At 70.9% G+C, this 12498-nt stretch carries 14 protein-coding genes; 4 read left to right on the plus strand and 10 right to left on the minus strand.

The features are described 5' to 3' along the window. Window positions 1–164 precede the first annotated feature (164 nt). The 6 genes from AC3A57_RS18370 to AC3A57_RS18395 all read right to left on the minus strand — a co-directional run bounded on the left by AC3A57_RS18370 (window position 165) and on the right by AC3A57_RS18395 (window position 5419). A complete protein-coding gene (locus AC3A57_RS18370; protein ID WP_487580235.1) occupies window positions 165–344 on the minus strand; it encodes a hypothetical protein in 180 nt (59 codons plus the stop codon). Between the two features lie 328 nt (window positions 345–672). Next, window positions 673–2178 (minus strand): anthranilate synthase component I, encoded by a 1506-nt coding sequence (gene trpE, locus AC3A57_RS18375; protein ID WP_487580236.1) that lies wholly within the window; start codon window positions 2176–2178, stop codon window positions 673–675. Window positions 2179–2323: 145 nt separating this feature from the next. Continuing rightward, a complete protein-coding gene (gene yegS / locus AC3A57_RS18380; protein WP_487580237.1) occupies window positions 2324–3289 on the minus strand; it encodes a lipid kinase YegS in 966 nt (321 codons plus the stop codon). Window positions 3290–3566: 277 nt separating this feature from the next. Next, the gene (gene rraA, locus AC3A57_RS18385) at window positions 3567–4040 is read right to left on the minus strand and encodes a ribonuclease E activity regulator RraA (protein WP_487580238.1); all 474 of its coding nucleotides are present in this window, start codon (window positions 4038–4040) and stop codon (window positions 3567–3569) included. Between the two features lie 247 nt (window positions 4041–4287). After that, a complete protein-coding gene (gene rpe / locus AC3A57_RS18390; protein ID WP_487580239.1) occupies window positions 4288–4962 on the minus strand; it encodes a ribulose-phosphate 3-epimerase in 675 nt (224 codons plus the stop codon). A 118-nt stretch (window positions 4963–5080) separates the two neighbouring features. After that, window positions 5081–5419 (minus strand): J domain-containing protein, encoded by a 339-nt coding sequence (locus AC3A57_RS18395; protein WP_487580240.1) that lies wholly within the window; start codon window positions 5417–5419, stop codon window positions 5081–5083. Window positions 5420–5607: 188 nt separating this feature from the next. Here AC3A57_RS18395 and AC3A57_RS18400 point away from each other — a divergent pair, with 188 nt between their 5' ends. The 3 genes from AC3A57_RS18400 (at window position 5608) to AC3A57_RS18410 (ending at window position 7687) form a co-directional block, all read left to right on the plus strand. Continuing rightward, window positions 5608–6537 (plus strand): phosphoribosylaminoimidazolesuccinocarboxamide synthase, encoded by a 930-nt coding sequence (locus AC3A57_RS18400; protein WP_487580241.1) that lies wholly within the window; start codon window positions 5608–5610, stop codon window positions 6535–6537. 255 nt (window positions 6538–6792) lie between these two features. Beyond that, on the plus strand, window positions 6793–7128 hold the full coding sequence (locus tag AC3A57_RS18405; protein ID WP_487580242.1) for a DMT family transporter: 336 nt from the start codon (window positions 6793–6795) through the stop codon (window positions 7126–7128). Window positions 7129–7201: 73 nt separating this feature from the next. Next, entirely contained in the window at window positions 7202–7687 is a 486-nt protein-coding gene (locus AC3A57_RS18410; RefSeq protein ID WP_487580243.1) for an Mpo1 family 2-hydroxy fatty acid dioxygenase, read from the plus strand. Window positions 7688–7694: 7 nt separating this feature from the next. Here AC3A57_RS18410 and AC3A57_RS18415 read toward each other — a convergent pair whose 3' ends face one another. Next, entirely contained in the window at window positions 7695–8108 is a 414-nt protein-coding gene (locus tag AC3A57_RS18415; RefSeq protein ID WP_487580244.1) for a hypothetical protein, read from the minus strand. A 69-nt stretch (window positions 8109–8177) separates the two neighbouring features. Here AC3A57_RS18415 and AC3A57_RS18420 point away from each other — a divergent pair, with 69 nt between their 5' ends. Then, a complete protein-coding gene (locus AC3A57_RS18420; RefSeq protein ID WP_487580245.1) occupies window positions 8178–9059 on the plus strand; it encodes a DMT family transporter in 882 nt (293 codons plus the stop codon). 222 nt (window positions 9060–9281) lie between these two features. On the opposite strand, the gene AC3A57_RS18425 is transcribed toward AC3A57_RS18420, so the two are convergent. From AC3A57_RS18425 to AC3A57_RS18435, 3 genes are all read right to left on the minus strand, one after another. After that, complete coding sequence (locus AC3A57_RS18425; RefSeq protein ID WP_487580246.1) at window positions 9282–10151, minus strand: NAD-dependent epimerase/dehydratase family protein; 870 nt, start codon at window positions 10149–10151, stop codon at window positions 9282–9284. Beyond that, window positions 10148–11383 carry a Na+/H+ antiporter NhaA gene (gene nhaA / locus AC3A57_RS18430; protein ID WP_487580247.1) on the minus strand — a complete coding sequence of 412 codons (1236 nt, stop codon included), beginning with the start codon at window positions 11381–11383 and terminating at the stop codon, window positions 10148–10150. Before nhaA ends, AC3A57_RS18425 begins: the two co-directional genes overlap by 4 nt. A 61-nt stretch (window positions 11384–11444) precedes the next feature. Beyond that, window positions 11445–12458: a sodium:calcium antiporter gene (locus AC3A57_RS18435; RefSeq protein ID WP_487580248.1), complete on the minus strand. Its 1014-nt coding sequence runs from the start codon at window positions 12456–12458 to the stop codon at window positions 11445–11447. Window positions 12459–12498: the final 40 nt, after the last annotated feature.

Raw genomic sequence — 12498 nt, forward strand, 5'->3', positions numbered from 1 at the left:
CAAAGGCGATGCCCCGCCGGCTCGGCCGGCGGGGCATCGGGCCCACGCCGACGATGCGTGGGGCTCGGGGGGCTGGGCAAGCGGACCGGCCGCAGCGGGCGGAGCGGCGGACGCGAACCGGGGGAAGAGTCCGCGCCGCAGCCCCGCCGGCGGCCGGCGTAGGCTCAGTGCGCCGCCGGCGCGGCGGCGCCGGGCTTGGCCGCCTTCTTGGCCTTGTGCTGGCTGTGCTTGACCGTCTTCGCGGCCGGCGCGGCGCCGGCGGCGCCGGGGGCCGGCGCGGCGGCGAAAGCGGAACCGGCGAACGCGGTCATGGCGACGGCGATCAGGGCGTTGCGGACGTTCATGGGATAGCTCCTTGCAGTTCGGGGTTGGGAGTCTGGGCCGGTGGGGCGTGTCCCCATCGCCGGCTCAGATTGCGCCCCCGCCCCTGCCGCCGGGCTTTCCTGCGCATGAACTTTTTTTAATCCGCCGATGCGAGCCGCGCTGCGCGTCTTTTTGCAGGTGCGGCGTGAGCCGGGACCGTCGAAGCGATGCATGCGAGCCCGGCGAGCCGCCAACCTCGCAGGTGCGGCTCAGCCGACGGCCGGGCCGCATCGCTTCGGCCGATTCGGGGGTATTCGTCCTCTGCGGCTGTCGCGGCTCACGCCGCTCCTACAGGGGCTTGCGCGGCGCTTACAGGCCGCGCGCCGCCTCGGCCACGGCGCGGAACAGCGCGCGGCCCTTGTTCATCGTCTCTTCCCACTCCTTCTGCGGGTCGGAGTCGTAGACGATGCCGGCGCCGGCCTGCACGTGCAGGCGGCCGTCCTGGATCACCGCGGTGCGGATCGCGATCGCGGTGTCGGCGTCGCCGTGCCAGCCGATGTAGCCGACCGCGCCGGAATAGACATTGCGCTTGACCGGCTCGAGTTCGCGGATCACTTCCAGGGCGCGGATCTTCGGCGCGCCGCTGACCGTGCCGGCCGGGAAGGTCGCGCGCAGCACGTCGGCGTAGCTCAGGCCGTCCTGCAGGCGGCCGGTGACTTCGCTGACGATGTGCATGACGTGGCTGTAGCGCTCGATCACGAACTGCTCGCCGACTTCGACCGTGCCGGCCTCCGACACCCGGCCGACGTCGTTGCGGCCGAGGTCGATCAGCATCAGGTGCTCGGCGCGCTCTTTGGGGTCGGCCAGCAGCTCGGCTTCCAGGGCGTGGTCTTCCTCGATCGTCTTGCCGCGCGGACGGGTGCCGGCGATCGGGCGCACGGTGACTTCGGCCCCGCCGTCGTCGGTGTGCTGAAGGCGCACCAGGATCTCCGGCGAGGAGCCGACCACCTGGGTGCCGCCGACATCGAGGAAATACATGTACGGCGACGGATTCAGCGCGCGCAGGGCGCGGTACACGTCGACCGGGCGCGCCTTGAACGGCACGCTCAGGCGCTGCGACAGCACCACCTGGAAGATGTCGCCGGCGCGGATCAGTTCCTTGGATTTCTCCACCGCTTCGATGAAGCCTTCGCGGGTGAAGCCGGAAACGAAATCGCCCTCGTCCAGGCCGGCCGGATCGAGCGTCTCGGGATAGCTGGCGCCGCCGATGCGCAAGCGGTGCACGAGCTGGTCGAGGCGGCGGTTGGCGCGGGCGAAGGCCTGCGGCTCGCGCGGATCGGCGTGCACGATCAGGTACAGCCGGCCCTTGAGGTTGTCGAACACCGCGACTTCCTCGCTCTGCATCAGCAGGATGTCGGGGGTGCCGAGCTCGTCGGGCTTTTGCGTGCCGTCGGCTTGCGGGCCGGCCAGGCGGCGCTCGATGTACTGCACGCATTCGAAGCCGAACCAGCCGACCAGGCCGCCGGTGAAGCCCGGCAGGCCGTCGATCTTCGGCACCTGGTACTCGGTGCGCAGGCGCTCGACTTCGGCGAAGGGGTCGTCGACGACCCGGCTGTCGACCAGTTCGCCGTGCTCGCTGACGAACAGAGTATGCCCGGCGAAGGCGTACACGCGCTGCGCCGGCAGGCCGATGATCGAGTAGCGGCCGAAGCGCTCGCCGCCCTCGACCGATTCGAACAGGTAGGTATGCGGGCCGTCGGCGAGCTTGAGGTAGACCGACAGCGGCGTATCGAGGTCGGACAGGACCTCGCGCACGACCGGAATGCGGGTGTAGCCGTTAGCGGCTTGCTGCTGGAAGAGTTCGTGCGAGATCACGCGGCGGTTCCTTCATGGGCGAGTGGGCAGGAGCGACGATGGCCGACGGCCACCATCGCCAACCCACGTCGGCGCAGAAGGAGTGCGGGTTCGCCCAGGCGTTCATGGCCACACTGTAACCGCTTCGCGAACGCCGCGCGACGGGTCAGCCGGCGAGCGCGCCGGGCAGCGTCTCGGGCTGCGAGGCGGCCAGCAAGGGACACCCGGCCGGCAGGTGCATGCGCACCCGTCCGGGCACGCAGTCGACGCGGAAATGCCGCGCCTGCACCGGTTCGCCGTCGAGGTTGAGGGTCAACGGCTCGGCGGCGTCGATCTCGACCCGGCGCAGGCGCGCGCGGGTCGCGACCCGGTCCAGCGCGGCGTGCTTGCCCTCGGTCAGCAGGGTGCGCACGGTCGCGCCGACTTCGCCGGACAGCTCCGGCACGATGGTCAGGTCGAGCAGGCCGTCGTCGATCAGCGCGTCCGGGCACAGCGCCTGGCCGCCGCCGGCCTGGCGGCCGTTGCCCAGGCCCAGGGCGATGAAGTCGCCTTCCCAGTCGAAGCCCTCGCCGTGCAGGCGCGCGCGCAGCGGCTCGATCCGGCCGAGCTTGGCGACCCCGGTGATCAGGTAGGCCAGCCCGCCGAGCATTTTCTTCAGGCCTTCGTCGGTCTCGACGGTGACCTGGGTGCCGAAGCCGCCGCTGGCCAGGTTGGCCGCCCAGTGCAGGCCGTCCGGCGCTTGCAGGCGGATCAGGTCGATCGCCTGCGCGGGCCGGCGCCGGATCAGCTGCAGGGCCTCGCGCGGCGCTTCGGGGATGCCGGCCGCGCCGGCGAAGTCGTTGGCCGTGCCCAGCGGCACCAGGCCCAGGCTGGGCAGTTGCGCGGCGCGTTCGTCGCGATGGGCGAGCGTGGTCGCGACCTCGCTGAGGGTGCCGTCGCCGCCGGCGGCGACGATGGTGTCGACGCCGTCGCCGATCGCCTCGGCGACGTAGCGCTCGGCATCGCCGCCTTCCCAGGTGACCCGCACGTCCAGCGCCACGCCGTCTTCGCGCACGGCCGCCACCGCCTCGCGCAGCGCTTCGTCGCCGGCGGATTTGCCGTTGAGGATCAGACGCCAGCGCGGTGCGGACATGGGCATTCGGGGCGGGCCAAGGTCCCGCGAGGCTAACAGCCACGACTCAGGACGCGGTGAACATCAAGATTCGCAACGGCTGTCACACACTTGTCATCGTCGATCCGGAATATGGGAGGCCATATCAGGGACGACGGGCGGAGGCGGGATTGCCTCCAAATCTTCCGGACGCGGGCCGCCAGGCCCGCGTCTTTTTCGTTGTGCGGGCCGGTATCTCGCGCAGTGGAGAGGAACGAGCGCCGAGGAACCGGTGAGGCGCGCACTCGTTCCTCGCTTGCTAGCGCAGTTCCTCGTCGGCCAGCACCACCCCGTCCTGATCGGCGCACAGCCACTCGCCCGGGCGAATGACCAGCCCGCCGAACTCCACCGGCACGTCGCGCAGCCCCTGGCCGAGCTTGTCGGTCTTGCGCGGATGGGTGCCCAGCGCCTTGACCCCGAGCGCCATCGCCCCGATCGCGCCGCTGTCGCGGATCGCGCCGAACACCAGCACCCCGGCCCAGCCGTTCTCCAGCGCCTTGGCCGCGAGCAGATCGCCGAGCATCGCCCGGCGCATCGAACCGCCGCCGTCGATCACCAGCACCCGGCCGCGCCCGTCCTCGGCCACCGCCTCGCGCACCAGCGTATTGTCCTCGTAGGCCTTGATCGTGCTGACCCGGCCGTCGAAGGCCAGGCGCCCGCCGTAATCGCGCAGCGGCAACTCCAGCACGCGCACCCGTTGCTCGTGGAGATCGCACAGATCGCAGGTGTTCATCGCATCGCCCCAGGCTATCCGATGCCGTCACCATGCCACGCCGTCGCGCCCGCGCCTACCGCATCGGCCGGGCCCTGCGCGGCGACCGCCGAAGCCGTCGCCGGTCGACGCCGCGCCGCTCCCTGCAGGAGCGGCGCGCCACGTGGATCTCCTGCGCTCATGAGCCGCGACCGAGGACGCGCAGTGCGTCACGCCTCTGCGTCGCCGATCGAAACCAACCCCGCCGCGGCCGAGCCGGGGATATCGCTCAACCGCGCGCGCCCGCCACCGCGGCCTTCATCTTGCCGATCACGTCGCCGTAATCGGGCGCGTTGAAGATCGCCGAACCGGCGACGAAGGTGTCGGCGCCGGCGGCGGCGATTTCGGCGATGTTGTCGGCCTTGACCCCGCCGTCGATCTCCAGCCGGATCGGCTTGCCGCTGCGGTCGATCATCCCGCGCACCCGGCGCAGCTTGTCCAGCGCCGAGGGGATGAAGCTCTGCCCGCCGAAGCCGGGGTTGACCGACATCAGCAGCACCAGGTCCAGATCCTGCAGCACCCAGTCCAGCACCTCGACCGGCGTGGCCGGGTTCAGCACCAGCCCGGCCTGGCAACCGTGCGACTTGATCAGCTGCACGGTGCGATGCACATGCGCGCTGGCTTCGGGGTGGAAGCTGATCAGGCTGGCGCCGGCCTTGGCGAAGTCCGGCACGATCCGGTCGACCGGCTCGACCATCAGGTGCACGTCGATCGGCGCGGTCACGCCGTGCTTGCGCAACGCCTCGCAGACCATCGGGCCGATGGTCAGGTTGGGCACGTAGTGATTGTCCATCACGTCGAAGTGCACCCAGTCCGCGCCGGCCTTGAGCACGTTGTCGACCTCTTCGCCGAGCTTGGCGAAATTGGCCGAAAGGATCGAAGGGGCGATGACGGTGGATTGCATGGGCGGGGCTCGGCGAGGACTTGAGGGAGTATTGTCCCGCAAAAGGCGAGGGGTCAGCGCAGAGAAGCGAGGAGTGAGCAAAGCGGGGCTGCCCTGCTCACTGCTCGCTTCTCTACGCTCACTTCTTGCCTTTGCGCAGGGTCTTGATCCGGTCGTAGGCCCGGTTGATCTCGCGGGCGCGGCTCTCGGCCTGCGCGCGCAGCTCGGGCGCGGCGTTGACCACCCGGTCCGGGTGGTACTGGGCGATCAGGCGGCGGTAGGCCTGGTCGACCTCGGCGTCGCTGGCCTCGCGGGTCAGGCCCAGGGCCGCATAGGGGTCGTCGCCGCGCAGGCGGAACCAGTCCGAATCGAAGGCGTGGCCGATCAACAGGCCGATCACCGCGCCGAGAAAGGGATTGGCGCGCAGCAGCGCCGCGCCGGCGAAGAAACCCAGCAATTTGCCGTACCAGCGCCGCATCGCGCCTGCCGTCCCGGGCCGTCGCGGCCGCGTCCAGGCCCGCCCGGGGCCGCCGGACGCCAGTCTACCTGCACGCGGCGCCCAGCCGGCGTACACTGCCCGGCCCTGTCGCGCACGCGCGCGAGCCTCACGGGCTCCGGCGACCGCGGCGGCAGGGGGTCCACGCACCGCCATCAGGGGTTTTCGCCTTGACGACCACACTGCTGCAATCCGAACTGCCCGGCCTGCCCTTGCGCCATCGCGGCAAGGTCCGCGACGTCTTCGACCTGCCCGCCGAACGCCTGCCGGCCGGCGCCGCCCCCGGCGGCGACTGCCTGCTGATGGTCGCCACCGACCGCCTCAGCGCCTTCGACGTGGTCCTGCCCGATCCGATCCCGGGCAAGGGCGAGATGCTGTGCCAGATCAGCAACTTCTGGTTCGGCAAGACCGCGCACATCATTCCCAACCACCTCACCGGCATCGACGTCGCCGCGGTCCTGCCCGAGGGCGTGGACGCCGCGCTGTACGCCAAGCGCGCGGTGGTGACCAAGCGGCTGAAGCCGGTGGCGATCGAGTGCATCGCCCGCGGCTACGTGATCGGCAGCGGTTGGAAGGACTACCAGCGCACCGGCCGGATCAGCGGCATCGCCCTGCCCAGCGGCCTGCGCCAGGCCGAGCAGCTGCCCGAACCGATCTTCACCCCTTCGACCAAGGCCGCGGTCGGCGACCACGACGAGAACATCGACTTCGACACCGCGGTGCGCACGGTCGGCGCCGAGCTGGCAGAAGCGGTGCGCGACGCCACCTTGCGCCTGTACCGCTACGCCGCCGACTACGCGGCGCAGCGCGGCATCCTGCTGGCCGACACCAAGTTCGAGTTCGGCACCGACGCCGACGGCCGCCTCTACGTGATGGACGAGATGCTCACCCCGGACTCCTCGCGCTACTGGCCGGCCGACCAGTACCAGGTCGGCACCAGCCCGCCGAGCTACGACAAGCAATTCGTGCGCGACTACCTGGAAACGCTGGACTGGAACAAGACCCCGCCGGGTCCGAGCCTGCCGGCCGAGGTGATCGAGCGCACCCGCGCCAAGTACGCCGAGGCGCTGCAGAAGCTGGCCGGGATTTCTGTCGACTGAGGTTTCGCTCGGGCGGGATCCGGCAGACAGATTGAGATCCCGGCAGATCGAAAGTCCGCCCGAGCGAGCCGGTCCCTCTTGAGCGGACGTCGCGGCGCGGGGCGTCCGCGGCCAAGCAGGGGCGGCGATGCGGCCAATCTGCCGCCGCGCCGGCCCGCGCCGATCCGCGCCACACTGCGTCTGTCCCGTCGGTCACGGATACAGGCCCGAACATGCGCGCTACCCTGCCCGCACCTCCCATCGCACGGGCATCGCATGAACATCGGTTATCTCTACCTGGCGATCGCGATCGTCGCCGAGGTGGTCGGCACCAGCGCGCTCAAGGCCTCCGACGGCTTCACCCGCACCGTGCCCTCACTGATCGTCGCCGCCGGCTACGGCACCGCGTTCTATTTCCTGTCGCTGGTCCTGCGCACGGTCCCGGTCGGAGTCGCCTATGCGATCTGGTCGGGCGTGGGCATCGTCCTGATCGCCGCCATCGGCTGGCTGTTCATGAAGCAGACCCTGGATGCCGGCGCAGTGCTCGGGATCGGTCTGATCGTCGCCGGCGTGGCGGTAATCCAGCTATTCTCGAAAGCTGCGGCGCACTGAGCGCCGCCCAGGCCGGCCGCGCGGACGCCCGTCCGCCGGCGCCGGCACCGTTCCGCCTCACCGGGAGCCGAGCATGAACGCCGCCGCCGAATCGCAACGCCCCATCGACCGCTGGTTCGCCAGCTATTCCGGCGATCACCGCAACGCCGTCAACCAGCGCATCCACGTGATCGCGGTGCCGGCGATCCTATGGAGCGTGATCGCCCTGCTGTGGTGCATCCCCGCGCCCGGCACCTGGTTCCGCCCCGGCATCTGGGCCGCGGCGGCGATGTTCGGCGCGATGCTGTACTACTACCGCGCCTCGCGCTCGCTCGGCCTGGGCATGCTGATCCAGTTCGCGCTGTTCTCGGCGCTGACCTGGTGGATCGCGCAAAGCTTCGGCCTGGGCGCGCTGCTGTGGACGGCGGTGGCGGTGTTCGTGGTGGCCTGGATCGCCCAGTTCGTCGGCCACAAGATCGAAGGCAAGAAGCCCAGCTTCCTGACCGACCTGACCTATCTGCTGATCGGCCCGGCCTGGGTGCTGGCCAAGCTGTACCGCAAGCTCGGCTGGCGTTACTGAGCGCCGCTCAGGCAGCGGCGTAACGGGCCGCCGCCAGCGCCGCGCCCCACAGCCACAGCGCCGGCAGCAGCGACACCCCCAGCGCGCGCGTCCAGCGCAGGCGCGCGCCGTCGGGCCCGGGCAGGAACAGGCGCACGCCCAAGGCCAGCGCCAGCAACGACAGGACGAAGGCCAGGGCCGCGAACGGCGGGCCCGAACCCAGCGTGCTGCCGTGGGTAAGGATCAAGCCGGTCACGGCCAGCATCGCCCACACCACCGCGCCGAACAGCACCGTCCACAGCACCGCGCCGAACGCCGGCCGCGCGCCGAACGCGCGCGTCACGCCGGCGCGCAGCCACCAGGCGCCGATCGCCCACCAGGCGATCGCCGCGACGACGCCGACGCCGATCGCCAGCGGCGGGATTTCCGCTACATGCCTCACAATGCCCCTCCTCCGCCCCGCCGTTCGGGCCGCCGTCCAGCCGGCCACGATAGCCCAGCCGCCGTCCCCATGCCCGCCCGCGATCTCGTCCTGTTGCTGCTCGTCGTCCTGTCCTGGGCGCTCAACTTCCTGACCTCGGCCTTCGCCCTGCGCGAGATCCCGCCGTTCCTGTTCACCGCGCTGCGCTTCGGCCTGCTGGCGCTGCCGCTGGCGTTCCTGCTCAAGCGCCCGGCGCCGGGGCAGTGGCCGCGCCTGATCGCGGTCTGCCTGTGCATCGGCGTGCTGCACTTCGGCCTGAGCTTTAGCGCGCTGAAGGCCGCCGGCGATCTGTCTTCGCCGGCGATCGTGCTGCAAAGCTATGTGCCGATGACCGCGTTGCTGGCCTGGTGGCTGCTCGGCGAGCGCTTCGCCTGGCGCACCGGCGCGGCGATCGCGATCAGCTTCGCCGGCGTGCTGGTGCTGGGCTTCGATCCGCTGGTGCTGGATCGGCCGCTGGCGCTGGTGCTGATGCTGGTCTCGGCCGCGTTCCTGGCCCTGGGCACGGTGTTGATGAAGGGCCTGCGCGGTCTGGACATGGTCAGCCAGCAAGGCTGGACCGCATTGATCGCGGTGGCGCCGCTGCTGGCCGTGAGCCTGGTGCTGGAACCCGGCGGCCTGGCCGCGTTGGGCTCGGTCAGCTGGGTCGCCTGGCTGGGCGTAGCCTACGCCGCGTTCGTGTCCTCGCTGTTCGGCCATGGCCTGTACTACGTCCTGGTGCAGCGCTATCCGGTGGCGCAGGTGACGCCCTGGCTGCTGCTGGTGCCGGTATTCGCGATCGCCCTGGGCATCGCCTTCTGGGGCGACCGCCCCGGCCCGCGGCTGTGGATCGGCGGCGCGATGGTGCTGGGCGGTGTGTTCGCGATCGCCTTGCGCACCCTGGCCAAGTCGCGCGCGGGAAAGCCGTCGCCGTAGCGGCGGTACCGGCGCGCTTGACGGCTGTGCGGCGGAACGAAGAGCAAATCCCCCCGGCCGGTCCGGCCAGCAGGCACAGCCTGCTGACGTTCGATCGTGCGCGAACCTGCGGTTCGCAAGCGCACGCTCTCACCCTTTTCAAAAGGGGGGAACAGCAGGGGCGGCGGCCGCTGGGCGAGTCCCGAGTCCCGAGTCCCGAGTCCCGAGTCCCGAGTCCCCGAATTATCCCTCGCGCGGAATGTCGAACATCTCCGCCGTCGGCCGGAACGGCCGCGGGGCGTAGCCGAAATCGCGCTGCGCCGGCGCCGCGTCGAACGCCATGTCGCTGCGCATGCGCCGCACCGCCGCCTCGCCGAGCCCGGTCGCGCGCCCGGTCGCCTGCGCGGCGAGCAGGGCCAGGTTGAAGATCGGCGACGGCAGTTCGATCAGCCGCACCGGCGGGCGCAGGCAGGCCAAGGTGCGCGCCACCATCTCGCGATAGGTCAGGGTCTCGCCGCCGGGCACGGCGTAGACCTGGCCATAGGTCGCCGGCGCGGCGTACGCGGTGAACGCGGCCTCGGCCAGGTCCTCCACGTGCACCGGCTGGCGCAAGCCGTCGGCGCCGCGCGGCAACGGGAAATAACGCAGCCGCCGCGCCAGTTGGACGATCCGGGTCAGGGTCTGGTCGCGTCCGGCGCCGTAGATCAGGGTCGGCCGCAGCACCGTCGCCGCGTCGCTGCGCGGCTGTGCGGCGGCGAACAGGTTGGCCTCGCCCTCGCGCAGCTCGGCCGCGACCCGGCGCTCGTCGGCGTCGGCCGAACCGCGCTTGGTCTCGGCGCTGGTCGAGCCGAACGCGATCACCCGCGAGGCCTCGATGCCCGATTGCGCGTACCAGCGCGAGAACTTCAGCAACGGCCCGCAGCTGTAGATCGCATCGACCCGCGCCGGCAAGGCCGGCATCGCGTCCAGGTCGCCGTGCAGCCAGTGCAGGCCGGGACGGTCGTGCTGCTCGTGGCGGGAAATCGCGGTCACCCGCCAACCGGCGTGATACAGCCGCTGCAGCAGCGGAATCCCGATCTGGCCGCTGCCGCCGAACACCAACGCATGCTTCATTCGTGCGAACCCTGTCCGCCGCGCGCCGGCAATGCCGCGCGCAGCCAGAAATAACCCACCAGCGCCGACAACAGCGACGCACCGAGAATGCCGAGCACCGCCTCGTCGTAGCGCAACGGGTCCTGGTACGCCAGCGAGGCGATGAACAGACTCATGGTGAAGCCGATGCCGCACATCAGGCCGAGCCCGAACATCGCGCGCAGATCCATTCCGGCCGGGAACCGCGCCCAGCCCAGCGCGCGCATCAGCAAAGCCGCGCCGACGATGCCGACCGGCTTGCCGATCACCAGGCCCAGCACCACGCCCATCGGCAAAGGGTCGAGCATGTCCTGCAACCGGATCCCGCCCAGGGCCAGGCCGGCGTTGACGAAGGCGAACAGCGGCAGGATCGCGTAGGCGACCCACGGATGCAGCGCATGCTCCAGGGTCTCCAGCGGCGAGTGCTCGGTCTCGTCGTCGATCGCGTTGTGGCGATTGACATGCGGAATCAACAAGCCGGTGGCGACACCGGCCAGGGTCGCATGCACCCCGGACTTGAGCACGCACACCCACAGCACCGCGCCCAGCGCCAGGTACGGCGCGAGCGCAGTCACCCCGCGCCGGTTGAGCAGCCACATCGCCGCCAGCGCGACCGCCGCCCAGATCAACGCGGTGGTCGACAGGCCGTGCGAATAGAAGAAGGCGATGATCAGGATCGCGATCAGGTCGTCGACGACCGCTATCGTCGACAGCAACAGTTTCATCGCCACCGGCACCCGCGAGCCGAGCAGGGCCAGCACGCCGAGGGCGAAGGCGATGTCGGTCGCGGTCGGCACCGCCCAGCCGCGCATCGCCGCCGCGTCGCCGCGGTTGAGGGCGAAGAACAGCAGCGCCGGCACCACCACGCCGGCGCTGGCGCAGACCAGCGGCAACACCAGTTGCGAGCGCTCGGCCAACTGGCCGCTGAGCGCCTCGCGCTTGATCTCCAGGGCGACCAGCAGGAAGAACACCGCCATCAGGCCGTCGTTGATCCACAGCAGCAACGGCTTGTCGATGTCGAGCGGACCGATGCGCAATTGCACCGGGATCTCGCGGAAGGCCTGGTAGGCCTCGCGCAGCGGCGAGTTGGCGGCGATCAGCGCCAGCGCCGCGGCGGCGATCAGGACGATGCCGCCGGCGGCCTCGAGACGGAAGAACTCGCTGAGCGCGCGCAAGGCGCGCCGCGGCGACGGAGTGTGCGGGGTTGCGCTCATCCGCCCATTATAGGCGCAGCTCTTGTGCTCGCCCGGCGAAGGCCCGGTTTCGCCGGCCCGCTCAGCTGTGCAGCATCGCCGCTTCGAAGCCGACCCAGACCAGCAGCGCGGCCAGCAGGATCGCGCCCTCGCGCTTGCTGATGCGCAGGTCGCCCTTCAGCATCGGATACAGCATCAGCGCGAACAGCGCCGCGGCCGGCAGCTCGAAACGCACGAACGAGGCCGGCAGCGGCACGCTGCGCAGCGCCGCCATGCCGCCGATCACGATCAGCAGGTTGAACAGGCTGGAACCGATCACGTGGCCGACCACGATGTCGCCCTGGCCGCGGCGCGCGGCGGCGATCGCCGCGGCGGCCTCGGGCAGCGCGGTGCCGATCGCCACCGGCAGCAGGCCGGTCAGCAGCGGCGACAGGCCCATCGCCGCGCCGATGATCGCCGCGTTCGGCGAACCGAAGCCGCCGCTGAGCGCCGGCGAGGCGCCGAAGCTCCACAGGCCGTTGCCGCCTACGATCAGGTACGCGCCCAGGTGCAGCAGGAACACCGCGATCAGCACCCGCACCAGGTTCAGTCCGAGGTGGGTCTGGGTCATGGCGAACGCCGCGATCGCGTCCTGCAGCTCCGGCGCCTCGCGGCGGGTGCGGGCGACCGCGAACGCGACCACGGCGACGAAGGCCAGCAGCAGGCCCAGGCCCTCGCCGCGGCCGAGCACGCCGTCCAGGCCCAGCGCGACCACCGCCACGGTGCCCAGCAGCAGCACGATCAACAGCGGCGCCAGCGCCCGCCAACGCACCAGCAAGGGCGCGGCCAGCGCCGCCAGGCCCAGGGTCAGGCCGAAGTTGACCACGTTGCTGCCGACCGCATTGCCCAGCGCCAGCGCCTGCTGGCCGCGTACGAAGGCCTGCAGGTTGACCGCCAGCTCGGGCAGCGAGGTGCCGAAGGCGACCAGGATCAGGCCGGCCGCGAACGGCGAGGCGCCGAAGCGCTGGGCCAGGCCCGAGGCGCCCTTGACGATCGAATCGCCGCCCAGCGCCAGCAGCAGCAGGCCCAGTACGAACAAGCCGACGGCTTCGAACATGACGGTCTTCCCCTTGCGGTCGTTGCCTGGATTCTAGCCA

Source organism: Lysobacter sp. Soil_C_15 (assembly GCF_057657315.1).